A 24,250-nucleotide genomic window follows, 5' to 3' on the forward strand; every position below is an offset into this window, starting at 1 on the left:
TGCTATTCCGAGTAAGATAAATGTTCATTGCCCCAAATATAAACAATAGTTTCTAAAAATGCCGTATTCAACGAAGAAAATCACACCCTAATTGGTGAAAATGAATAAAAAAAGGGTATTGCGACTCCGAAGAATCACAATACCCTTGCATATATTAAATGCAAATTTAAAGGGGCTTATTTTATCAGGTCAATGCTTCTCTTGACAAAGTTGTTCAAAGCTTCACCTTTCAACATACCATTCTGCAGCAGTGCCAAATCTATCAGTTGACGGACAACCTTATTCTTGGCAGCATAATCGGCGAAGATGCCTTCTTTCTGTGTTTTCAGTTCGTCCCACTTCTTATCCAGCTCATTCACTTTATCCTTTTCGGCAGTCGGTATATCCTCATCTTTCTTGCCTTCCTGCTTCTTTTTCAGGTCAGTACGCTGCTTGTTCACTTCATCCATCTCTGCCTGAACCGGAGCAACGACAGCAGCACATTCCTTATCTTCATCTGCCAGAACTTCTTTTACCAGCTTATGGTCTGAATTCAATACCAGGTTAAACATATCCGGCATTTCGCCATAGAAGCTCATTCCAGCCTGGATATTCGCCATTTCCTTCATACGGCGCATGTACTCGCTCTGAGTTATCATGATAGGAGTGGCATTTTCGCCCAAAGCCTGCGCCGTGATGTTGAACTCCGTCTTATCCATCTTGGGCAACTGGCTCTTGAAGATGGAAGAAAGAACTTCCTGCTTGCCGGCTTCCAACGCTTCGTTCTTCTTGTCTTCCTTGACAATCAGATTATCAATAATATCGCTGTCTACACGAGTGAAGCGAACCTTTTCGAACTTCTGTTCCAACATGCTCACCACCGCAATGTCCAGCTGTCCATCCATCAACAGCACATTGTATCCTTTATTCGTAGCGGCCTCTATGTAGCTGTATTGTTCATCTTTATTGTTGGCATACAGATAAATCAGATTTCCATCCTTATCCGTCTGGTTATCTTTAATCAACGTCTTATACTCTTCGAAAGTATAATATTTGCTGTCTGTATCGGTGAAAAGGGCAAAATCCTTGGCTCTATCATAGAAATCTTCCTGCGTAAGCATTCCGTAGTTGATGAAGATTTTCAAGTCATTCCACTTTTCCTCAAACTGTTTACGGTCATTCTTGAAGATAGACTGCAAACGGTCTGACACCTTCTTCGTGATATATGTAGAAATCTTCTTCACGTTGGCATCGCTCTGCAAATAAGAACGGGAAACGTTCAATGGAATGTCCGGTGAATCGAGCACACCATGCAGCAGGGTCAAGAAGTCGGGAACAATACCTTCCACCGAATCCGTCACATATACCTGGTTGCAATAGAGCTGAATCTTATTCTTGTTCAACTCGATGTTGCTCTTCACTTTGGGGAAGTACAGAATACCGGTAAGGTGGAACGGATAATCCACATTCAGATGAATCCAGAATAAAGGTTCGTCGGACATAGGATAAAGGTCACGGTAGAACTTCTTATAATCTTCATCTTTCAATTCGCTGGGTTTCAGCGTCCACAACGGGTTGGAATCATTGATGATATTATCCTCGGCAGTTTCAACCTGCTTGCCGTCTTTCCATTCTTTCTTCTTGCCGAATGCAACCGGGATAGGGAGGAAGCTGCAATACTTCTTCAACAAAGAGGAAATGCGCGCTTCTTCAAGGAATTCCTTGCAGTCATCGTCTATGTAAAGAACGATATCCGTACCACGTTCTGCCTTATCAGTGTCTTCAATCGTAAACTCCGGACTGCCATCGCATGTCCACTTTACAGCCTGGGCGCCTTCCCGATAGGATTTAGTGATGATTTCGACTTTCTTGGCAACCATAAAAGCCGAATAGAAACCCAATCCAAAATGGCCGATGATGGCGTTGGCATCGTTTTTATATTTCTCAAGGAAGTCATTGGCGCCAGAGAAAGCTATCTGGTTAATATACTTGTCTATTTCTTCAGCCGTAAGACCTATACCATGGTCGGACACCGTAATGGTATCTTTTCCCAGCGAGACATGTACGGTTAAATCGCCAACTTCACCCTTGAACTCACCGATAGAGGAGAGTGTTTTCAGCTTCTGTGTAGCATCAACCGCGTTAGAAACCAACTCACGGAGAAAAATTTCATGATCACTATACAAGAACTTTTTAATGACGGGGAAGATATTCTCAGTAGTTACCCCAATATTACCTTTTTGCATACTACATTTATATTTTTTAGATTTATATTTTTAATTATTCCGGCAGATATAGCACAAAAAAAATGCCAGCCCATAAGGACTGACATTTTGACGGTTTTTATAAAGAACTGCTTATGCCTTCTTGATGCTCAGCTCATCTTTTTCTTTGTCTACTGATACATTTACCGTATCACCCGGCTGTAACTCTGCCGCCACTATCAGCTCGGAAAGTCCATCCTCCAAGTGGTTCTGAATGGCACGCTTCAATGGGCGCGCACCAAACTGTACATCGTACCCTTTCGAAGCAAGGAATGTCTTTGCATCATCCTCCACAACCAGCTTGTAACCAATTGCTTCAACCCGTTCGTACAAGCCTTTCAGCTCAATGTCCACAATCTTTGTGATAGCCTCCAAGGAGAGCTGGTCGAAAGTAATGATTTCATCCAAACGATTCAAAAATTCGGGAGCAAAAGTCTTGTTCAGAGCCTTTTGTATCACACTGCGCGAATGTTCATTGTCATCCGTGCGGTTTTGCGCCGCAAAACCTACGCCACGGCCAAACTCCTTCAACTGCCGCGTACCGATATTGGAGGTCATAATGATAACCGTATTCTTGAAATCGATGGTTCTGCCATAATTGTCAGTCAAACGACCTTCATCCAGTACCTGGAGCAAGATGTTGAACACGTCCGGATGGGCTTTCTCAATCTCATCCAGCAAGACAATGGAATACGGCTTGCGACGCACCTTTTCAGTCAACTGGCCGCCTTCCTCATAGCCCACATATCCCGGAGCGGCACCAATCATACGAGATACGGTGTATTTCTCCATATACTCGCTCATATCGATACGTATCAAGGCATCGGCAGAGCCAAACATATATTTTGCCAATTGCTTTGCCAAATGCGTCTTACCCACACCAGTAGGGCCAAGGAACATAAAAGTTCCGATGGGATGGTTCGGGTCTTTCAACCCTACACGGCTACGCAAGATTGCTTTGGTAAGTTTCTCTATCGCAGCATCTTGAGCTATCACCTTCGCCTGTAGTTCTTCCTTCATTCCGGCCAGTTTAAGTCCTTCTGCCTGCGCCATGCGCTGTACGGGTACACCGGACATCATTGAAATAACATTGGCTATTTCCTCTTCACCTACCGTTTGGCGGTCATCCTTCAAACGGGCTTCCCACTCAACCTTCATCTCCTCCAAGCGGACAGAAAGTTCCTTCTCACGGTCGCGGTAGCTGGCAGCCAGCTCAAAATTCTGTGACTTTACAGCTTCAGCCTTCAGGCTACGTGCCTCTTCAATCAGCTTTTCCTGTTCCTCAATTTCTTTCGGAACATTAATATTCGTCAAATGCACACGCGAACCCGCCTCGTCCAAAGCATCAATAGCTTTATCCGGGAAGTTGCGGTCGGTTATATAGCGTGCTGACAACTTGACACATGCTTCCAAGGCTTCATCCGTGTAGCTCACGTTATGATGGTCTTCATACTTCTCCTTGATATTCTTCAATATCTGAAGCGTTTCTTCAGCTGTGGTAGGCTCTACAATCACCTTTTGGAAACGACGTTCCAAAGCACCGTCTTTCTCGATATTCTTTCTGTATTCATCGAGAGTGGTAGCTCCAATACACTGTATTTCACCACGCGCTAAAGCTGGTTTCAGCATATTGGCAGCATCCATGGAACCGGCAGCAGCACCGGCACCTACAATCGTATGGATTTCATCGATGAAAAGGATGACATTCGGATTTTTCTGCAACTCGTTGATGATAGAGCGGATACGTTCCTCAAACTGACCACGGTATTTTGTTCCCGCCACCACAGAGGCCATATCAAGCATCACCACGCGCTTTTCAAACAAAATGCGCGAAACTTTCTTTTGCACAATACGCAATGCCAAACCCTCTACGATGGCAGATTTTCCGACTCCAGGTTCACCGATAAGCACCGGATTGTTCTTCTTACGGCGGCTCAAGATTTGCGCCAGACGTTCAATCTCGCGTTCGCGACCCACAACCGGGTCCAGCTTGCCTTCTTCGGCAGCCCGCGTCATGTCTACGCCGAAATTGTCCAGCACAGGAGTATCATTGGACGGCTTTCTGGATGCAGCCTGTGCAGCCGAAGCCGAACCAGCTCCCCCAGTACGGGAGGAGCGGGACATATTCATATCTTCTTCATCCTCTTCATCATCCTCGGTGAATCCCATTCCCGCATTCGGATTGGTCGATTTCATCGAAAGCTGTTCAAATACAGCCTGATAATCCACCCGGTGTTCTTCCAAAACAGTTGCAGCAAGATTGTCGCCATCTTTCAAGATAGCCAGCAATACATGTTCCGTATCGGCAGTTGCACTTTTCAGCAAACGCGCTTCAAGCATACACATCTTCAATATCTTAGCCGTCATCGGGGACAAGGGCACTTCAGCGTCCGGCAAGAGAGTATCGTCCTCGGCATCCTTTAGGAAACCCTCCAGACGACTTTTTACTCGTTTTAAATCTATATCAAGTTTCAACAATATTTCAATAGCTTTTCCTCCGCCATCACGCAGCATGCCGAGCAGAAGGTGTTCCGGACCAATATAGCGATTTCTCAATCGATTGGCTTCTTCCTTGCTATAAGTAATTATGTCTGAAACTCTTTGTGAAAATTGATTGTTCATATTTTATAATTCTCCTCAATTAAAAAGGTTATCCACGACAAAGATACGCATTTATTAATTCAGCGTATCATATTTAACTGATTTAATAGTATACAAATCCCGTGCCATAAATTTCAAATCTGTTTTTCCACTTTATACCTTATATATTAATAGCAATTTGGTGAGGAAGGGAGGGAGTACTTCCATATTTATGTTGCAGGCAACAAAGTTTATGGAGGAAAACTTTTGTATATCGTAAAAAAGCAGTACTTTAGCGTGGTTTTTCACGAACCCGAAAATGTATAATTAATAATCTTTTTAAATGCTTGAACAAGACAGAATTATAAAGATTAACATCGAGGAGGAAATGAAGTCATCGTACATTGACTACTCTATGTCGGTCATTGTTTCACGTGCCCTTCCGGATGTTAGAGATGGTTTTAAACCCGTTCACCGAAGAATTCTTTTCGGAATGATGGGATTAGGAAATACCTCCGACAAACCTTATAAAAAATCAGCCAGAGTTGTAGGTGAAGTATTAGGTAAATATCACCCTCATGGCGACTCGTCCGTTTACGGAGCTCTTGTACGTATGGCTCAGCCTTGGGCAATGCGTTACATGTTGGTAGATGGACAAGGTAACTACGGTTCAGTAGACGGTGACAGTGCTGCTGCCATGCGTTATACAGAGTGTCGTTTGCGAAAAATTGGTGAAGACATGATGACAGACCTTGAGAAAGAGACTGTTGACATGCAGAACAATTTCGATGACTCTTTGCAAGAGCCTACCGTCATGCCGGCCCGTATTCCGAATCTTTTGGTAAATGGTGCATCTGGTATTGCCGTAGGTATGGCTACCAATATGCCGACCCATAATCTATCTGAGGTTATTGACGCTTGTATTGCATACATTGAAAACAATGACATCGATATAGAAGAGCTGATGACGTATGTCAAAGCTCCTGATTTCCCGACCGGAGGCTATATATACGGTATGAGCGGTGTTCGCGAAGCCTATCTCACGGGACGCGGACGTGTCATAATGCGTGCTAGAGCCGAAATTGAGACTGGTTCGACGCACGATAAAATCGTTGTGACAGAAATTCCCTATGGTGTCAACAAAGCTGAATTGATTAAGAATATAGCCGATCTGGCCAACGAAAAGAAAATTGAAGGTATTGCCAATGCTAATGACGAATCCGACCGTGAAGGTATGCGTATCGTTATTGATGTAAAACGTGATGCAAATGCCAGCATTGTACTCAACAAGCTCTACAAGATGACAATGCTGCAGACATCTTTTGGTGTGAACAATGTTGCATTGGTACATGGCCGTCCACGTCTGTTGAATCTGAAAGATTTGATAAAACACTTCGTTGAGCACAGACACGACGTAGTCATCCGCCGTACTCAGTATGATTTGCGCAAGGCCAAAGAACGTGCACATATTCTGGAAGGATTAATCATTGCATCTGATAATATCGACGAAGTAATCAAGATTATCCGTGCTGCTAAAACCCCGAATGATGCTATATCAGGTTTGATGGAGCGATTCCAACTCAGTGAAATTCAGTCACGTGCCATTGTTGAAATGCGTTTGCGTCAGCTCACAGGATTGATGCAAGACCAGCTGCACGCCGAATATGAGGAAATTCAGAAGCAGATTGCTTATTTGGAAGAAATCCTTGTCAATGACGAACTCTGCCGCAAAGTCATTAAAGATGAACTGATTGAAGTAAAAGAGAAGTATGGTGACGAACGTCGCTCGGAAATTGTCTATTCATCAGAAGAATTCAATCCGGAAGACTTCTATGCAGATGATGAAATGATTATCACCATCTCGCACATGGGATACATCAAACGCACACCGCTGAGCGAATTCCGTGCGCAAAACCGTGGTGGGGTAGGCTCCAAAGGTACCGAAACCCGCGATGCAGACTTTGTAGAGCATATTTATCCTGCAACCATGCATAATACCATGATGTTCTTTACACAGAAAGGTAAGTGTTACTGGCTGAAGGTATACGAAATCCCCGAAGGTACTAAGAATTCGAAAGGTCGTGCCATCCAGAATTTGTTGAATATCGACTCTGACGATGCTGTAAACGCCTATTTGCGCGTGAAGAACCTGAACGACCAAGAATTTATCAACAGCCATTATGTATTGTTCTGTACTAAGAATGGTGTCATTAAGAAAACATTGCTTGAGCAGTATTCACGTCCTCGCCAAAATGGTGTAAATGCTATCACTATCCGTGAAGACGACCGTGTAATCGAAGTGCGTATGACAAACGGCGACAATGAAATCATCATTGCCAACCGTAACGGACGTGCCATTCGTTTCCATGAAAGTGCTGTGCGCGTTATGGGACGTACTGCCACCGGTGTACGTGGTATGACATTGGATGAAGACGGTCAAGACGAAGTAGTAGGTATGATATGCATCAAAGATCCTGAAGCGGAAACAATTATGGTTGTATCGGAACAAGGATATGGCAAACGTTCGGATATTGAAGATTATCGCAAGACCAATCGTGGAGGTAAAGGTGTGAAAACAATGAATATCACCGATAAAACGGGTAAATTAGTAACTATCAAGTCTGTTACAGATGAAAATGACTTGATGATTATTAATAAATCCGGTATTACCATCCGTCTGAAAGTCGCCGATGTTCGTATCATGGGACGTGCTACACAAGGTGTGCGTCTAATCAACCTTGAGAAACGTAATGACGAAATCGGCTCTGTATGTAAAGTCACTTCAGAAAATGAAGAGGAACTTATAGAGGAGGGGGAAGAAAATACCCTTGAAAGCCCTCAGAACGAGGTAAACAATGAAAATGAAGAATAGACATAATATTAATTTAAATTTTCTACAATCATGAAAAGAGTATTATTTTCAATGGTTTTACTACTTGTCGCAAGCTTTACTTTCGCCCAAGAAAAGAACGTAAAAGAGGCTAAAAGTATTGCTAACGGAGTAAATCCTGACTTTGCCAAAGCAGAGGAACTGATAAATCAGGCTTTAACCAATCCCGAAACAAAGGACAATGCCGAAACGTGGGATGTAGCAGGTCTTATCCAAAGAAAAAGAAGTGAGAAAGAAATGGAAAATGCCTATCTGAGAAAACCTTATGACACTCTTCAGGTATATAATAGCGCATTGAACATGTGTAAATTCTACTTCAAATGTGACGAATTGGCACAAATTCCCAATGAAAAGGGCAAAATCAAGAATAAATATAGAAAATCTAATTCTGCTACAATTTTAGCAGAACGCGGTAATCTGATCAATGGCGGTATCCAATTCTTTAATTTGGCCTCACAGAAAGAAGGCGATGCAGCCAATGAAGACAATAAAAAAGCATTAGATTTCTTTGCAACATACATTGATATTGCTATCAACCCGATGTTTGAAAAGGAAAATCTATTACAAACAGATACTGTATTACCCCAAATAGCATATTATGCAAGTTTAGCAGCTGCTAAGATGGAAGATTATCCTAGTATTTTGAAGTATGCTCCTTATGCGCAAGATGATAAAGAAGTTGGGAAATACGCAATGGAATTTATCTCTACTGCATTGAAAGCTGAAGGTGATACTGTTAAATGGATTGCTTCTTTAAAAGAAGGTATCCAGAAATATCCTGAACATTCATTCTTCTTCGGTCACTTGATTGATTATTATAGCAATAACAACAAATATGACGAAGCTATGCAGTTTGCTGATGATATGTTGGCTAAAGATCCTAACAATACATTCTATTTGTATGTAAAAGGCTACCTTTATCACAATATGAAGGACTATGATAAAGCTATTGAATTCTATAAAAAAACTATAGAAGTAGATCCTAATTATGCAGAAGCATACTCTAATTTAGGCTTGATTTACTGCTTACAAGCACAAGATTTCTCAGAAAAAGCAACTACAGATATTAATGATCCGAAGTATAAAGAAGACCAGGCTACTCTGAAGACTTTCTATGAAAAGGCAAAACCTTATTATGAAAAGGCAAGAGAACTGAAACCTGATCAAAAAGATTTGTGGTTAAATGGTCTATATAGAGTGTATTATAATTTGCAAATGGGCCCTGAATTCGAAGAAATTGAAAAGTTGATGTAATACTTTCATAATAATAAAAGCCTAATTAAATTATTAATTAGGCTTTTATTATTGTTATATCATTAAGTAAAGAATGTTATTTCTTAAGTGAGGGAGAGAAGAAATTAAAATTAGATTAAATTATTCCAGCGCCATATTAAACATAATGCTGATATTGGATAGAAACCATATATACCTATATTCAACACCTAATTCGGTCTTCCGTAAATTACCAACAATGGTGTATCAGAATGGAAAATCATCTTTCTGGCAATGCCAGGGTTAAATAAGCGCGAAAATATATTTCTTTTATAAGAAGTTAATGTTATAATATCAATATGATTACTTTTGATATAACTGTCTAAACTACTAAGCAGATTATCGTTCTTTACCACATCATAGTATATTTCCAATTGTGGATATTGTTTTTGAAAATATTCCTTAATACCAGCCAGTTTTATTTCATTCCATGTATTCTGAACATCTGAAAGATGTATCAGAGACACTGAAAACTTAAATGATTTCAGATTATTTATTAGCGAATCAAAAGCTATTAAATCACGTTGATCAAAATTAGTAATGAATGCAATACGCTTAGCTTCAGAAAATTGCTTGAATGGAGTATTTTCAGGAATGGCCAATACCGGTACACGGCTACGTTCAATCACTTCAGCCGTTACACTGCCGATCAAATCAATATCCTTCTGACTTTTACCACGAGTTCCCATTATGATAATGCGTGGCCGATATTCCTTGGTATAGCGGAGTACCTCTTCTTCAGGAATACCTTCACGCAAAACACAAGTATATTTAATATCTGGAAACTCGCCGGAAGCTACCTTCTCTTTTACTTTATCAGATAATGCATTCAAATCAGCATGAACTTTTTGTAAGATACTCCTTACATTCTCCTCATCACTTAGCTGATAGTTAAATACGTCTCCGTATGGCAAAGAAGTTGCATATATAGGAGTAAAATAAACATGTAGCAAAACAACTTCTGCACCTATATTCTGAGCGAAATTGAAACCGAACTCGCAAGCCTTCAAAGAATAATTGGAAAAATCCACTGGAATCAGCACTTTATTACTAACCTTCTCCAGTTTAGGTGACTTCCCCCCCACTACCTCTTCAGATAACCACGCAGAGCTTTCAGTAATTTTCAGAGCATGAGGTAAGTCACTCTCCTTAATACGTACACGTACGCCAGAAGAAACAACCGGTTGTATCTGGTTTACATTGTGAATATAAGTCTCAATACCTTCATTTTCAAGAACATTTTTCAATATTTGAGCTTTCGCGTACGTTAAGATTGCCAAAGTAACTAATTTATCTTCCATATATCATTGATTTTGAGATTAAAACAAACAAGAAATCCCAATTGTTGTCAGCAATTGGGATTCTATCTAACTTTCTCTTCTTAAGCTCGAACAGCTTCTTCAGTCTTACCTGCCATTTCATCTAAAATTTTTAAAGCTCGCTCTAAAACAGTAGTATCATCAATCATAACCAATCCACCATCTGGTCCAGGTTCCAAGTGAATCCCAACACTTTTCCCCTCCTTAAAATTGTGTCCACCGAAAAAATTTCTTACAGTGTCAACATTCAGTCCAAGTTCATCGGCTATTCTATGCATACTACCACTAGGCAATGAGTCTTTAATCTTACGTAATTCATTAAATGTTATTGTTCTCATATTCATAAATTTAATGGTTAATACTCTGTACTTTTTATTATCACGCTATAAACTTAAGGAAAAAAAAGGATAAAACAAACTATTTCTTTATCTTTTTTCAAAAAGAATATTGCCTCTCCAAAAAATAATCATTTTCAAGTATGCAGAATTATAAGTACAGAGAAAAAGCTCCTAAAAATAGACAGAAACAGCTCGTATAAAGCAGAATTATCGGGTTTATACGAGCTGTTTTTAGAATACAGGGAAAATTTAAATACCTTCTATGGCAGAAGCTGGAACCCACCCTACTTTACCATCTTCCAAACGAATTTCTTTCCATTCACGCATAGAGTTGTCTTTTATCTCAACTTTACGTCCCTCATGAAGAATGAACAGACTTGTACCACTTTCACTGGGAGTACTACGCACTGTGACACTAGGTGCCAACACTATAGCTTCGTTACGTTCCATCAGTTCGCCTTTTTGCTGAGCAGCAAACACATTACTCAATATAACAAGAACCAGGAATACTATTCCTGCAATAAATCCCACTTTCTTTCCCGTAATCTGTTTTGAAAAGAAAAAGAGATAGAACGAAACGAGTAATAGTACAAAGAACACAATCCCCAACTTAGCCCATGCGTCTACGCTAAGACAATTAATCAACGATTTAGTCCAAGATACAAAGAAAACCTCAGGAACTGGGATTACCTTATCGATTGTCTTAGAACGTGCTATCTCCAAATTTGCACGAATATCAGCATTACCAGGTTCCAACAACAAGGCACGCTCATAATTCAATATAGCTCTTGCTATATCATCTGCCTTATAATAACTGTTGCCAAGATTATAATAGACCTCTGCAGCCTCTCCCTTCTTTAACAGATTCTCATATATTTGAATGGCAGAAGCATAATCATTCCGTATATAAGCGCTGTCACCTTCAGCCTTTGTCACATTGCTTTCTTGCCTTGCAGCAGAGAATTCCGCATGTGAACCGACGGATGTAGAGTCACTAGCAGTCTGTAATGTATCTACAGATGCAGAATTCTGCCCATAGGCAGTAATTGCCATCACTAGACTAAGAGTAAAAAACAATATTTTATTCATTACCATTTCCTCCTGATTAATGTTTTATCGAGTTTTCCATTTTACTGATAACTTCCAAAGAAGCTGAATATACCTTATCCATAGCCTGGTTATCATCACCCGGAGCAAAGCGGGCAAACTCACAGTTATTCAATGCATCGAGGAATTCCTTTATCAACGCATCATTCACACCATAATTACGAAGTTCCTCTTCGATATTATCCTTAGACAAACGGGATACCGGAATGTTCAGTTTATCACTGATATACCCCCAAAGAGCTTTCAAAACCTCATCATAAAACGCATCTTTCTTATTCTCAGCCAATAATTTACCAGCTTGTTTCATACGTTTCACCGCCACTTTATTGGCTTTCTTGGTACGCATCTTTGCTACATTTGCATTGGCTGCTATTTGCTTACGATAGATGACAAAGAATGTAATGAATGCAATACCCGGTATCAAATAAAGCAACCAATACGTCAACGAACCGAAGAAGAAATCACCTTTGGGAGACAGAGTTACGTTATTCTGCTTGATAAAACGAATATCCTCGTTCAATACTTTCAACTCTTCCTTGCTTGTAAAGTTTGCAATAGTCTGAGCAGCATTACCTACTCCCTTTTCCACATGCAATTCATACTCCTCCGTAGTCAACGTCTTATACGAACGGGAATTAATATCAAAATAACTGAACTTTACGGCAGGAATCTTATAAGTTCCAGCATTACGAGGAATTGCCAGATACTCAATGACCTTACTACCGGAGAGGCCCGAATTTGTCAGACGGAATTTATTGTCCACCTTCGGATCATATACTTCAAAATCCTCGGGGAATTTAACTTCCGGATTAGAAAGCAATTTCAGATTACCGGTACCAGAAATGACAAGTTTGACAGTAACAGCATCATTGGTCTTGACATTTGTACTATTGATAGAAGAAGTTATATTGAACTCTCCCACTCCTCCCGAAAAATCGGCTGGCTTACCTGCCGGCAAGGGCTTTACGTCAATTGTCAGTTGCGGAGTCAAAATTGTCTTTTTAACTTCTACGTAATTGCTTCCTCCATTGAAAAATGCCTCGAACGGATCAGCAACTTGTGTAGCCTTTGCAATGGAAGCATCAAAGCGTGCAGCATCAATTGTCAGCTTACCGGCTTGTTGCGGGAACAACACAAACTGACGATAGATTGTAGACTGATAATTTCTACCTTTATAATGCTCCAATCCCCATCTTCTGTCATTAGGCAATTCTACTTCCTGAGAATGGAATCCTTTGAAGTCAGGCAATTTCACATTATCAAACATACGTAAGTCCACCAAGGTATATATCTTGTATGTCAGCAGAAAAGCCTCTTGTTCATACACCGTCATCTTACTGGCAGTAGCTGTAATAAACAAATCACTATTCGATACAGATGTCCCGGAAGAAGCGCGGCTGGCAGTGCCCTCACTCTGTTTGCCACCATTTCCAGAAGCTCCATTAGCAGCCTGATCTGCCGGAAGAACCCTTACTTGTACAGAATTCGAAACCATTTGGTTACCATCAGCAGTGATAGTGGCTCCTGGAATGGTAAAATCACCTTCTGCAGTCGCCATTAAAATATAAGTGAATGTAATACTGCTGGTTGAAGTCGTCTGCCCATTAATCATCTGCACGCTACTCTGTTGCGAGCGGCTGGGCCCCATCAACACATCAAATCCCTTCATAGAAGGAGCACGAAAATCCCTTACCTTTTGTGTAGTCACCGTATACGACAGTCTGAACTGGTCTCCTACCGCCACAGCGTCAGGAGCAGACGCAGTAAACGATACCTTGCCATCGGCAAAGACATTCATACCGACTGCAATCAGTGCTATCCATAAGAAAACTATTTTTCTCATATATTATTTCCTATTATGTTTGTTACCAATCTTTTTCCAGACGACCTCCTTGAAGTACCTGCTGCTTTTTCACTTTATCCTGCACATCCTTCTCGTCTTGCATGACAGAGTTCAATAGCTGTTCTGCATTTTCCTTAGACATCTCATTATCTTTTTTTTCCGGCTGAGAAGGTTGTTGTTGCTGGTCTTGATTCTGTTGCTGGTCTTTCTGCTGATCCTGCTGTTTATCCTGCTCCTTCTGTTGGTCCTGTTTATCCTGATCTTGATTCTGATCCTGGTTCTGCTGCTGGTCTTGCAACTGTTTCTGTGCCAAAGCAAGGTTATAGCGCGTTTCATCATCTTTCGGATTATTGCGTAACGACTCCTTATAGGCTTCTACCGCCTTTGCATAATCCTTCTGAGAATGAAAGATGACTCCCATATTATGATAAATCTGTGCTAAGTTCGATTTGTCCTTTTCTATCTTGGTAGCTCCCACATATTGCTCCATCGCTTCCTGCAGCTTGTTCTGCTGGGTCAATGTATTTCCCAGGTTGAACATGGAAACCGTTGACTTCGGGTTTACCTCCAAAGCCTTCCGATAGTTCACTTCTGCATCCACATATACGCTATCCTTAAAAAAACGGTTTCCCTTACGGATATAATCGCGTTCCGCCTTCTGTGCAGAAGCTGAAACTGCCACTAACAGCAGCAAAACTATTCCAATATATTTTTTCTGTAACATACGCATCATTTCTTATTAGAGAATAAATGAATGTTGCGGAACAGAGGATTCTTGCGCTCCAATATCAACATCTCAGCCAGTAACAACAGCAGAATAATCCATGCCACTGCCTGAAACTGTTCATTGAATTCCGTGTACACCTGTGTTTCCACATCTGCCTTTGCCATCTTGTTGATTTCCTGACTAATCGCTTTCTGTGCACCGTTGGTATTGTCTACGCGCACATAAATACCATTTCCTGCCTGAGCAATTTCCTGACACATCTGCTCATTCAAGCGAGTAACGATTACATTACCTTCACGGTCACGACGATAATCATTAGTACCCTCTATTGGAATAGGGGCACCCTCAGGCATACCTACCCCTAATACATTGACCTGGATACCTTTCTCTGCAGCAGCCTTAGCTGCTTCTACGGCACCACCTTCATGGTTTTCACCGTCGGTGATGACAATAACAGTACGTCCCACTCCTTCTTGAGGTGTAAAACTCCGGGCAGCCAGATTTATTGCAGCTCCAATTGCCGTACCTTGCTTGGAAATCAGCGAAGGGTCGATGGACTCCAAAAACATCTTGGCAGAAATATAATCACTCGTAATAGGCAACTGGGTAAATGCGTCACCTGCAAAAACAATCATACCGACCTTGTCATTCTGCATCTTATCTACCAACTGCGCCACCAGCCGTTTTGCCTTCTGCAAGCGGCTTGGCTGTACGTCTTGTGCCAGCATGGAATTGGATATATCCAACGCAATCATCACTTCCACTCCCTGGCGTTTTACCGTCTCCAGTTTGGAACCAAACTGCGGACGTGCCAGCAGTACCGTGAACAACCCGATAGCCGCAAAAACCAACCAAAACTTCACATCCGGACGGTATTTGGAAACATCCGGCATTAGCTGTGCCATCAGTATAGGGTCACCAAATTTACGAATGGCTTTCCTCCTCCGATAATTGGAGTACAAGTAGAAGGCCGCCAATAAAGGCAGCAGCAGCAACAAGTACAAATATGCAGGTTCTTCAAATCGAAACATCTTTTTATTTACAATTTAGCAATTTACAATTTACAATTTGGCTACGCAATGACTGATACACTAAAAGACATTCTCCGTTTTTACGGTATCTTCTTCAATATAGAGTTGCGTAACAGTACCTCCAGTAATACGCACAAGAAAGCAGCCAACGCAAACCAGCGGTACTCTTCCTGGCGCTTGCTGTATTCTTTTACATTCAATTTTGTTTTCTCCAGCTTGTCTATCTCCTCGTACACTTCCTTCAACTTCGAGTTGCTGGTGGCACGGAAATAGTTACCTTCCGTTGTTCCGGCAATCTGTGTCAAAGTCTTTTCATCAATTTCGACGGGCATATTGACATATTGCACTGTTCCGCCTACCGGATAAGGATAAGGAGCCATACCATTGGTTCCTACCCCAATAGTATAAACGCGAATGCCAAAACTCTTGGCTATTTCAGCAGCCGTCAAAGGAGAAATATCACCTTTATTATTGACACCGTCCGTCAGCAGAATAATGACTTTCGACTTTGCCTTGCTATCCTTCAAACGGGTAACGGCATTGGCAATACCCATACCGATTGCCGTTCCGTCTTCAATCAGCCCGCACTTCATATCTTTAAGCAAGTTCAACAATACGGCATGGTCTACTGTCAACGGACATTGCGTAAAGCTTTCTCCAGCAAACAAAGTTATACCTATATTGTCATTCGGACGTCCGTTAATAAACTCTGCCGCCACATCCTTCGCCGCTTCCAACCGGTTAGGTTTCAGGTCTTCGGCCAGCATACTGGTAGAAACGTCCATAGCAAGCATGATATCAATACCCTCAATCTCACTGTTCTGCCAGCTATCGGTGGTTTGCGGACGTGCCAAAACAAGAATAATCAGTATCAAGGCAATTATCCGCAATACAAACGGTACATGCAACAAATAGTTCTTATAGCTTTTAGGGGTATGGGCATACACACGGGCATCCGAAATCTGAAGCGTAGCTTCACTATTCTTCCGCTTCATAATATACCATACTATATAAGGTATAAGCAACAGCAGCAAAAATAAATATTCAATATTGGCAAAAACCATATTTATGTACGATTTAACGATTTACAATTCAGCTTCGCTCCAAACATCCCTCACTTTTCACTCATGTATATCCGATTGAAGTCACTTTTCCTGTATTAAGCAAAATAATTATACAACTCCAATCCGATATATATCAATGAACTGACAAGGGCTACAGCCAACACTACAATACCCGTTCCCAGCAAAACCTTGGTACGCAAAGAACGTTTCTCGATAATGGTAATCTCCGTAGGCTGCGGCTTGGCATTCTCCTCTTCTTTCTCCTTGGTTTCATTAATAAAGTCAATGGCATTAATCAGGTTAGCGTCATTTTCGTTCATCAATGGATTATGCTTGGCAAATTTCACCAAATCAGCAGTCTGGAACAATTCACGCAAATCCGATATTGCTTCCTTATCTTTCATTTCCAGCAACTTGTCTATGATTTCCGTAGAAGTCATTTCCAAAGCATTGAAACCAAAACGGTCTTTTATATATGTACGAAGAGCATCAGTCAATTCCGTATAATATTCCTTCGGTTCCCCTTTCTGCCATACCTTCTCATTCTTGATACGTTCTATCTCCTGCATAGCCAACTGATGGGGAGGCAGCTTAGGTTCTACCTTCACCTTACGGATAATAGGCTTATTGTCGAAGAAGCGCATTATCAGATAGACAAGTAATATCCCTATCGGGATAATCAGCGCACCACAAGCCATAAGACCATACCAGTCTTCCCAGGCAAAAGGCGCTTGCATCACTGTTTTGGGACCGAAGAACTGTTCCGGATTCTCCGGGTCTAACGGGACATTCACCGAATATACTTTCAAGGCCAACGCTTTGGAGCGATACTTCTCATTATCCACTGTCACTTCCATAGGCGGCAGATAATAAAGAGCCGAGTCGAAAGAGGTAACTGTATACTCTTGAGTTATCAATGCACGCCGGCCATCATTCAGCAGTTGCGTATCCGGCTTGGCCACATCAATAATTTCAACCCCATTCACCAGCGTATCGGTATATACCGGGAATATGGCACGCTTATCGGCATCCAGAGATACTTGAAGCTTTATCTTTGCCTGCTCTCCAATAAGAATCTGCAAAGAGTCAATCGTAGCATCTACCGTTACCGACTGGGCTACTACCCTTCCCGACCATGCTATCAATAACGCTATCAGAAATAAATATCTTTTCATTTTCCGATTAATTTCGTTTCGCAAACAAATTCATCAATGCCTTGACATAATCCTGGTCGGTACGTACCGACACATTGTCGACATTACTCTTGGTAAACGTTTCATTCAATTCCGCCTGCTTGTTCACCCACCAATCATGATGGGCACGGCGCACGGCACGCGAGGAGGTGTCAATCCACTGCTCATGTCCCGTCTCGGCATCCCTAATCTTCATCAGTCCTACGGGTGGCAATTCTTCCACACGACGGTCGTACACCTGAACGGCAACCAGGTCATGCTTACGATTGGCAATGGTCATGGCGTTCTTGAAACTTTCCTGGTCGATGAAGTCGGACAAGACAAATGCCGTGCAACGGCGTTTCATCACATTCGTCAGATATTCCAATCCCAAACGGATGTTCGTCCTCCGGCTTTCCGCATGAAAATCTATCAGTTCGCGGATGATGTAAAGTATATGCTTACGTCCCTTCTTGGGCGGAATAAACTTCTCAATCCGGTCCGAAAAGAAGATGACACCAATCTTGTCATTATTCTGAATGGCAGAGAATGCCAGTGTAGCGGCAATTTCCGTCACCATATCCTTCTTCATCTGCTTTACCGTACCGAACTCCAAACTACCGGAAACATCTACCAACAACATCACTGTCAATTCGCGCTCCTCCTCAAACACCTTGACGTAAGGCTTGTTGAAGCGGGCGGTCACATTCCAGTCAATGTCGCGTATGTCGTCGCCAAACTGATACTCGCGCACCTCGGAGAATGCCATACCTCTACCCTTGAAGGCAGAGTGATACTGCCCGGCAAAGATATTGTTGGACAATCCGCGCGTCTTTATCTCAATCTGACGGACTTTCTTCAAAAGTTCTGTTGTTTCCATTGATTTATTTTAATAATCTCATTTAAGCACACAAGCGCAATTTAGTTTATAACAGAAACTTCCCTATGAAAAGGGGTGAGGTTTTCGGTACTCAACCCTAAGGTTTACGACGCTAAACCTCAGGTATAGGATTGTAAACCTCAAGTTTACGAAAACCTCTATTATGCGTTAGGGCACTTCAACCTTGTTCAGTATCTTGCTGACGATTTCATCAGATGTCATATTGCTGGCTTCCGCCTCGTAAGTCAAGCCGATACGGTGGCGAAGTACGTCGTGTGCCACAGCGCGCACATCCTCCGGAATGACATAACCGCGACGCTTGATGAACGCGTAGCTACGGGCAGCCAAGGCCAAGTTGATGGAAGCACGGGGCGAACCGCCGAAACCAATCATGTCTTTCAGTTCTTTTAAATCATATTTTTCCGGATAACGGGTAGCAAATACAATATCAACAATATATTTTTCTATTTTCTCATCCAGATACACCTGGCGAACCACTTTACGAGCTTCAATAATTTCGTCTGCCTTCAAAATGGGCTTCACTTCAAATTTATCACCATTGATATTCTGACGGATAATCAGTTTCTCCTCTTCCAGCTTCGGATAGTCTATTACGACTTTCAGCATGAAACGGTCCACTTGCGCTTCGGGCAGCGGATAAGTACCTTCCTGCTCGATAGGATTCTGTGTGGCAAGCACCAGGAATGGTTTGGGCAACCCGAAAGTTTCATTGCCGATAGTAACTTGACGTTCCTGCATGGCTTCCAGCAAAGCACTCTGTACTTTGGCCGGAGCACGGTTGATTTCATCAGCCAAAACAAAGTTTGCGAAGACCGGACCTTTTTTTACTTGGAACGTTTCATCCTTCTGGCTGTAAACCATTGTACCTATTACGTCGGCAGGCAACAAGTCAGGCGTAAACTGAATGCGGCTGTATTGCGCATCAATCAACGAAGCAAGCGTCTTGATAGCTAAAGTCTTTGCCAAACCGGGCACACCTTCCAACAACACATGTCCATCGGACAACAAACCAATTAACAACGACTCTACCAGATGCTTTTGTCCTACAATGACCTGGTCCATACCTGTGGTAAGATTGGTAACGAAAGCACTTTGTCTTTCAATCCGCTCATTCAGTTCGCGGATGTCAATTGTTTCAGCCATAAATCAATCTATTTTTTAATGTTTAATTTCTTCATTTATCCGGTTTTGAACCGGCAATTATTTTTTTCGCTCCCAAAAGTACGGGAATAAATTAACCATACCAACTAATTTTTATTAAAAAACTATGCGAAACCTTTTAGATTAAACTACTTTCATAGAGTTTAGTATTTAACAAAAAAGAAGCAGTAATTTTTTACTGCTTCTTGGCTAATTTCGGTATCTTGATAGTGGTACCATAAGGTACATTATCCGGATTCTTGATTACGCCGGGATTATGCTTCACGATATAAGGCCAAAGAGCTTTTGTCCCATAAAAACGAAGCGCTACCCTAGTCAGCGTTTCCCCTTCCTTGATGGTATAAGTGGTTTCTGTTCCCACAATCGTATACCCCACAGAATCCGGCTCAAACGGTGCAACTGTCTTTTTCTGCTCTTTTTTAGGAGCGGGAGACTGTGCCTGTACATTTTCCTTTGGAGTTGTTGTAAGCGCAGGAGTTGTTGTAGCAACAGTTTCTGCCACAGTATCTGTCCGGGCAGGAACTACAACATCTTTTGAAACAATGCTGTCTGTCAAGGCAATATTGTCTTGACCGGCAGGGACATCCACCTTTTCAGTAACAGATTCCTTCACATCCGAGTCTGCAACCTCTTCTACAAGAGGCTTTGCAGTAAGTTTGTCAAGCAAGTCCGGATAATACATGAAAGCTACGGCACCACCACACAACAACACTACAAATACAACGATGCCTATAAAATATTTCATAGTCGAAGAATCTGCCGTATCTTTTATCACTGGCTCAGACGGTTCCGGTTCAACAGCAACTATATTTTCAGGCATTGCTTCAGGTTCAGTTTTTTCCGGTTTCTCCTCTTCAACTTCCGGTTCGGGCTCAACTAACGGCTCTTCGACTACAGTTTCCACCAAAGGTTCTTCTATCGTGGCTTCTTCCACTAAGGCAACCTTCTCCTCCACCTCTTGTTCCGGAGTTTTGATTTCAGTATCTTCATCATCTTCACTGTCATTTTCCTGCAGGGTGTCCTCAAGCACCGTAGCGTCATTCAAAACTACAGTTTCAAAATGCGAAAATGGTCTATTGATAATATCTTTCAAAGCCGGTTCCGGTGTAAACGACACTTTTGTATGCCCTTGTATCTCAAACCTTTCCCCCGTATTCACATTAACGCTTTCACGACTCCCGACATCTATCAGCTTGAAAGTCCCCAAACCTCGTATCTTCACATATTTGTCCTTCTCCAAAGACTCCTCAATCAGCTGGAAGAATTCTTTCACAAAACTATCCGCATTCTTCTTGCTCATGCCATGCCTTTCAGCCAGCGTGTCAATCAGGTCTTGTATGTTCAGTTTCTCGTTCATAATACGGGAGATTTTTTAAAAGCCGGTTACTTAAACTTATCCTTTAACAATGTACTCGGCTTATAGGTCAACACCAATTTGGGAGGCACCAGCATACGTTGCTTTGTAGTCGGATTCACAGATATACGCTCTGCCTTCTTTTTCACTTCGAATGTACCGAACCCTTGTATAGAGATAATATTCCCCTCCTCCAACTGCCGTGTCATATCTGCCAGCAATGAAGCAACCAGCTCAGAAGTATCTTTCAATGTGTACCCTAACCTCCGCGACAATTCAGAAGTAAACTCTTTGTTATTCAAAATGTAAGCCTTTAAATTGAACTACGGTGCTATATTAGCAAATCTTCTTCACATATGCAAGAAGATAAGGAAAAATCTTTAAATTATTCGTCCAAAAAGGTCGAAATCATCGGATTTTACTATCTCTACGTGGTAAAAGTTACCTATATGCAACGCCCTGTCTCCACGCTCAATCAAAACCTCAGGATCCACTTCGGGAGAATCAAATTCTGTACGTCCAATATAATATTCGCCTTCCAGCCGGTCAATGATTACTTTCATCTGCCTGCCTACTTTCTCCGCACTCAACTCCCCTGAAATGCCTTGTTGAATAGACATTAACTCATCCAAGCGCGCTTGTTTCACTTCCTGGGGAATAGAATCCTCATATTCAGCAGCGGCATACGTCCCTTCTTCTTCCGAATACGCAAAAGCCCCCATTCTATCGAAACGCACTTTACGGACAAACTCTTTCAGCTCCTCAAAATCGGCTTCAGTTTCTCCTGGATGCCCCACCATCAGTGTAGTACGGAGATGAATACCGGGAACCTCCTCACGGAATTGTTCTATCAGCTTATACGTCTCATCCTTCGTCACATGGCGACGCATCTTTTGCAGCATATTGTCACTGATATGTTGCAGGGCAATATCCATATATTTGCATACATTGTCACGCTCGCGCATCACACGGAATAAATCAGCCGGAAAATGTGCCGGATAGGCATAATGCAAGCGTATCCACTCCACTCCGGGAATATCCGAAATCCGCTCAACAAGCTCGGGCAACATTTGCTTCTTATATAAATCTACTCCGTAATAGGTCAACTCCTGGGCTATAACCTGGAATTCCTTTACACCCCGTGCAACCAAATACTTCACCTCGTCAAGTATCTCCTCCATCGGGCGCGACACATGCCGTCCCGTAATGATGGGAATAGCGCAATAAGAACATTTACGGTCACATCCTTCGGATATCTTCAAATAGGCATAATGCTTGGGAGTGGTCAATGTGCGCTCTATGTGCAGCTCGTCATGATAGGCCTTTCCCAAATCCTGCAACAACTCTCTCCAATTGAATTTACCATAGAATTTATCCACCTGGGGAATTTCAACGGCCAATTCCTTCAGATAACGTTCCGAAAGGCAACCCATTACATAAAGCTTCTCCAAGTTTCCTTCCTCCTTGGCCTGCGCAAATTCCAGAATCATATTAATGGATTCCTCCTTGGCGTCACCGATGAAACCGCAAGTATTGATTACGGCAATCTGTCCCTTCGGTCTTTCCGCATCATGTGTCACATGGAATCCCACTTCCTCCAACTGACGCATCAAATGTTCCGAATCCACCAGGTTTTTAGAACATCCTAAAGTGATGATATCTATAGTCTTCCGTTTCATGCATTCTCCCCGAACAGTGAATCAACAAATTCCTTTTTACGGAACACCTGCAAATCTTCCATTCCTTCACCCAATCCAATATATTTAACCGGAATTTTAAACTGGTCTGAAATGCCGATGACTACGCCACCCTTGGCTGTTCCGTCCAACTTTGTAACAGCCATTGCCGTAACCTCCGTTGCCAGAGTGAACTGCTTGGCTTGTTCGAATGCATTCTGTCCGGTTGAGCCATCCAACACAAGCAACACCTCATTTGGAGCATCAGGAACAACCTTCTTCATCACATTCTTGATTTTCGTCAGTTCATTCATCAAACCGACTTTATTATGAAGGCGTCCTGCTGTATCTATAATTACCACATCGGCATTATTGGCAGTTGCGGAACTCAGTGTGTCAAAAGCGACAGAAGCCGGGTCAGCACCCATTTTCTGCTTTACAACAGGTACACCTACCCGTTCACCCCATATCACCAACTGCTCCACAGCAGCAGCACGGAAAGTATCGGCAGCACCCAGATAAACAGACTTTCCGGCTTTCTTGAATTGATAAGCCAGTTTGCCAATCGTAGTAGTCTTCCCTACACCATTGACGCCCACTACCATAATGACGTATGGTTTCTTCGCAATCGGTGCTTCAAAGTCATCCACATCCTCCGAATTATTCTCTGTAAGCAACGCTGCGATTTCATCACGTAAAATATGATTCAGCTCAGTGGCATTCATATATTTGTCGGCTGCTGCACGCTTTTCGATACGTTCAATAATTTTCAGTGTCGTTTCCACGCCCACATCCGAAGTTATCAACACCTCTTCCAGATTATCCAATACTTCATCATCAACTTTTGACTTTCCTGCCACGGCACGCGCAATCTTGCCAAACACACTTTCTTTGGTCTTAGATAATCCTTTATCTAATGTTTCCTTTTTTTCCTTGGAGAAAAAACTAAAAAATCCCATACACTAATTATTTTTATGCAACCTGTTTTCGCATTCCCTGCAAAGATAGTGCAAACCGGATGCAGAATAAAATGAACCCGTTCATTTTTTATGCCGAGGTGCAGCCTATCTTCGCATTTTCAGCAAAGATATAACAAAACTGACGAATATTAAAAACTTCGTCCTCTTTTTAAAAAGAAATCCCCTTACCGGAAATACCGACAAGGGGATCTTTATAAGTCATCAGCGCTTTACAGCCACTGTATTTATCTTATTTCTTAAAGAAGTTCTGAACATCTTCATTACGGACCATCTGTTCATCAAAGATGTAAGCACCAGTCTTAGGAGACTTCACCATTTTGATAACCTTTGTATAAGAACGTCCTTCTTTGCTTCCTTCGTGCAAGGTTGCTACCGCTTTCTTTGCCATAAGTTATAGATTTATTATTTAATTTCTTTATGTACTGTCACTCTCTTCAGAATCGGGTTGTATTTCTTCAACTCCAATCTCTCTGTGGTATTCTTTCTGTTCTTCGTCGTAATATAACGAGAAGTACCCGGCATACCGCTATCCTTGTGTTCTGTGCATTCCAGAATCACCTGTACTCTGTTACCTTTTGCTTTCTTTGCCATA

General features: G+C 42.0%; 20 protein-coding genes. 2 read left to right on the forward strand and 18 right to left on the reverse strand.

What is annotated here, in order from left to right; all coding sequences use genetic code 11:
• Positions 1-176: 176 nt before the first annotated feature.
• Together htpG and NQ510_RS15060 are read right to left on the reverse strand one after the other, a co-directional pair.
• Positions 177-2,225 carry a molecular chaperone HtpG gene (htpG, locus tag NQ510_RS15055; RefSeq protein WP_005827766.1) on the reverse strand — a complete coding sequence of 683 codons (2,049 nt, stop codon included), beginning with the start codon at positions 2,223-2,225 and terminating at the stop codon, positions 177-179.
• A gap of 111 nt (positions 2,226-2,336) precedes the next feature.
• Entirely contained in the window at positions 2,337-4,865 is a 2,529-nt protein-coding gene (locus tag NQ510_RS15060; protein WP_005827762.1) for an ATP-dependent Clp protease ATP-binding subunit, read from the reverse strand.
• Between the two features lie 301 nt (positions 4,866-5,166).
• On the opposite strand from NQ510_RS15060, the gene gyrA reads away from it, so the two are divergent.
• Complete coding sequence (gene gyrA, locus NQ510_RS15065) at positions 5,167-7,695, forward strand: DNA gyrase subunit A (protein ID WP_005827761.1); 2,529 nt, start codon at positions 5,167-5,169, stop codon at positions 7,693-7,695.
• A 30-nt stretch (positions 7,696-7,725) separates the two neighbouring features.
• Positions 7,726-8,967: a tetratricopeptide repeat protein gene (locus tag NQ510_RS15070; RefSeq protein ID WP_005837195.1), complete on the forward strand. Its 1,242-nt coding sequence runs from the start codon at positions 7,726-7,728 to the stop codon at positions 8,965-8,967.
• Positions 8,968-9,155: 188 nt separating this feature from the next.
• Here the strand turns inward: NQ510_RS15070 and NQ510_RS15075 are convergent, their stop codons facing one another.
• The 16 genes from NQ510_RS15075 to rpmG all read right to left on the reverse strand — a co-directional run bounded on the left by NQ510_RS15075 (position 9,156) and on the right by rpmG (position 24,249).
• The gene (locus NQ510_RS15075) at positions 9,156-10,286 is read right to left on the reverse strand and encodes a universal stress protein (RefSeq protein ID WP_005827758.1); all 1,131 of its coding nucleotides are present in this window, start codon (positions 10,284-10,286) and stop codon (positions 9,156-9,158) included.
• An 80-nt stretch (positions 10,287-10,366) separates the two neighbouring features.
• A complete protein-coding gene (locus tag NQ510_RS15080; RefSeq protein WP_085929906.1) occupies positions 10,367-10,642 on the reverse strand; it encodes a DNA-binding protein in 276 nt (91 codons plus the stop codon).
• Positions 10,643-10,891: 249 nt separating this feature from the next.
• On the reverse strand, positions 10,892-11,737 hold the full coding sequence (locus NQ510_RS15085; RefSeq protein WP_005827754.1) for a tetratricopeptide repeat protein: 846 nt from the start codon (positions 11,735-11,737) through the stop codon (positions 10,892-10,894).
• 10 nt (positions 11,738-11,747) lie between these two features.
• Complete coding sequence (locus NQ510_RS15090; RefSeq protein ID WP_005827753.1) at positions 11,748-13,592, reverse strand: BatD family protein; 1,845 nt, start codon at positions 13,590-13,592, stop codon at positions 11,748-11,750.
• A 22-nt stretch (positions 13,593-13,614) separates the two neighbouring features.
• The gene (locus tag NQ510_RS15095; protein WP_008664501.1) at positions 13,615-14,325 is read right to left on the reverse strand and encodes a tetratricopeptide repeat protein; all 711 of its coding nucleotides are present in this window, start codon (positions 14,323-14,325) and stop codon (positions 13,615-13,617) included.
• Positions 14,322-15,350: a VWA domain-containing protein gene (locus NQ510_RS15100; protein ID WP_005827751.1), complete on the reverse strand. Its 1,029-nt coding sequence runs from the start codon at positions 15,348-15,350 to the stop codon at positions 14,322-14,324. Before NQ510_RS15100 ends, NQ510_RS15095 begins: the two co-directional genes overlap by 4 nt.
• Before the next feature lie 80 nt (positions 15,351-15,430).
• Complete coding sequence (locus NQ510_RS15105; protein ID WP_005827750.1) at positions 15,431-16,414, reverse strand: vWA domain-containing protein; 984 nt, start codon at positions 16,412-16,414, stop codon at positions 15,431-15,433.
• A 95-nt stretch (positions 16,415-16,509) separates the two neighbouring features.
• Positions 16,510-17,589, reverse strand: coding sequence for a hypothetical protein (locus NQ510_RS15110; RefSeq protein ID WP_005827749.1), 1,080 nt, complete (start codon positions 17,587-17,589; stop codon positions 16,510-16,512).
• 7 nt (positions 17,590-17,596) lie between these two features.
• Positions 17,597-18,466, reverse strand: a complete 870-nt coding sequence (locus tag NQ510_RS15115; protein ID WP_005827747.1) for a DUF58 domain-containing protein — start codon at positions 18,464-18,466, stop codon at positions 17,597-17,599.
• Between the two features lie 168 nt (positions 18,467-18,634).
• Positions 18,635-19,630, reverse strand: coding sequence for an AAA family ATPase (locus NQ510_RS15120; protein ID WP_005827745.1), 996 nt, complete (start codon positions 19,628-19,630; stop codon positions 18,635-18,637).
• Between the two features lie 193 nt (positions 19,631-19,823).
• Positions 19,824-21,005 carry an HU family DNA-binding protein gene (locus NQ510_RS15125; RefSeq protein ID WP_005837202.1) on the reverse strand — a complete coding sequence of 394 codons (1,182 nt, stop codon included), beginning with the start codon at positions 21,003-21,005 and terminating at the stop codon, positions 19,824-19,826.
• Positions 21,006-21,031: 26 nt separating this feature from the next.
• Complete coding sequence (locus tag NQ510_RS15130; protein WP_005827742.1) at positions 21,032-21,304, reverse strand: HU family DNA-binding protein; 273 nt, start codon at positions 21,302-21,304, stop codon at positions 21,032-21,034.
• A 78-nt stretch (positions 21,305-21,382) separates the two neighbouring features.
• Positions 21,383-22,681 (reverse strand): 30S ribosomal protein S12 methylthiotransferase RimO, encoded by a 1,299-nt coding sequence (rimO, locus tag NQ510_RS15135; protein WP_005827740.1) that lies wholly within the window; start codon positions 22,679-22,681, stop codon positions 21,383-21,385.
• Complete coding sequence (gene ftsY, locus NQ510_RS15140; protein WP_005827738.1) at positions 22,678-23,637, reverse strand: signal recognition particle-docking protein FtsY; 960 nt, start codon at positions 23,635-23,637, stop codon at positions 22,678-22,680. The genes rimO and ftsY overlap by 4 nt, the downstream gene beginning before the upstream one ends.
• Before the next feature lie 250 nt (positions 23,638-23,887).
• Entirely contained in the window at positions 23,888-24,046 is a 159-nt protein-coding gene (locus NQ510_RS15145; protein WP_005827735.1) for a DUF4295 domain-containing protein, read from the reverse strand.
• 14 nt (positions 24,047-24,060) lie between these two features.
• The gene (gene rpmG, locus NQ510_RS15150) at positions 24,061-24,249 is read right to left on the reverse strand and encodes a 50S ribosomal protein L33 (RefSeq protein ID WP_002560155.1); all 189 of its coding nucleotides are present in this window, start codon (positions 24,247-24,249) and stop codon (positions 24,061-24,063) included.
• Position 24,250: the final 1 nt, after the last annotated feature.

Origin of the sequence: Bacteroides uniformis, from assembly GCF_025147485.1 — a bacterium.
Classification (GTDB): domain Bacteria; phylum Bacteroidota; class Bacteroidia; order Bacteroidales; family Bacteroidaceae; genus Bacteroides; species Bacteroides uniformis.

Coding starts and splice junctions, on each gene's coding strand:
- NQ510_RS15120 (WP_005827745.1), bottom strand. CDS start 19,630: ATGGCTGAAACAATTGACATCCGCGAACTGAATGAGCGGATTGAAAGA.
- rpmG (WP_002560155.1), bottom strand. CDS start 24,249: ATGGCAAAGAAAGCAAAAGGTAACAGAGTACAGGTGATTCTGGAATGC.
- NQ510_RS15145 (WP_005827735.1), bottom strand. CDS start 24,046: ATGGCAAAGAAAGCGGTAGCAACCTTGCACGAAGGAAGCAAAGAAGGA.
- NQ510_RS15095 (WP_008664501.1), bottom strand. CDS start 14,325: ATGATGCGTATGTTACAGAAAAAATATATTGGAATAGTTTTGCTGCTG.
- rimO (WP_005827740.1), bottom strand. CDS start 22,681: ATGAAACGGAAGACTATAGATATCATCACTTTAGGATGTTCTAAAAAC.
- NQ510_RS15110 (WP_005827749.1), bottom strand. CDS start 17,589: ATGAAAAGATATTTATTTCTGATAGCGTTATTGATAGCATGGTCGGGA.
- NQ510_RS15085 (WP_005827754.1), bottom strand. CDS start 11,737: ATGGTAATGAATAAAATATTGTTTTTTACTCTTAGTCTAGTGATGGCA.
- NQ510_RS15105 (WP_005827750.1), bottom strand. CDS start 16,414: ATGGTTTTTGCCAATATTGAATATTTATTTTTGCTGCTGTTGCTTATA.
- NQ510_RS15125 (WP_005837202.1), bottom strand. CDS start 21,005: ATGAACGAGAAACTGAACATACAAGACCTGATTGACACGCTGGCTGAA.
- NQ510_RS15100 (WP_005827751.1), bottom strand. CDS start 15,350: ATGTTTCGATTTGAAGAACCTGCATATTTGTACTTGTTGCTGCTGCTG.
- NQ510_RS15090 (WP_005827753.1), bottom strand. CDS start 13,592: ATGAGAAAAATAGTTTTCTTATGGATAGCACTGATTGCAGTCGGTATG.
- gyrA (WP_005827761.1), top strand. CDS start 5,167: ATGCTTGAACAAGACAGAATTATAAAGATTAACATCGAGGAGGAAATG.
- NQ510_RS15075 (WP_005827758.1), bottom strand. CDS start 10,286: ATGGAAGATAAATTAGTTACTTTGGCAATCTTAACGTACGCGAAAGCT.
- htpG (WP_005827766.1), bottom strand. CDS start 2,225: ATGCAAAAAGGTAATATTGGGGTAACTACTGAGAATATCTTCCCCGTC.
- ftsY (WP_005827738.1), bottom strand. CDS start 23,637: ATGGGATTTTTTAGTTTTTTCTCCAAGGAAAAAAAGGAAACATTAGAT.
- NQ510_RS15080 (WP_085929906.1), bottom strand. CDS start 10,642: ATGAGAACAATAACATTTAATGAATTACGTAAGATTAAAGACTCATTG.
- NQ510_RS15060 (WP_005827762.1), bottom strand. CDS start 4,865: ATGAACAATCAATTTTCACAAAGAGTTTCAGACATAATTACTTATAGC.
- NQ510_RS15070 (WP_005837195.1), top strand. CDS start 7,726: ATGAAAAGAGTATTATTTTCAATGGTTTTACTACTTGTCGCAAGCTTT.
- NQ510_RS15115 (WP_005827747.1), bottom strand. CDS start 18,466: ATGGAAACAACAGAACTTTTGAAGAAAGTCCGTCAGATTGAGATAAAG.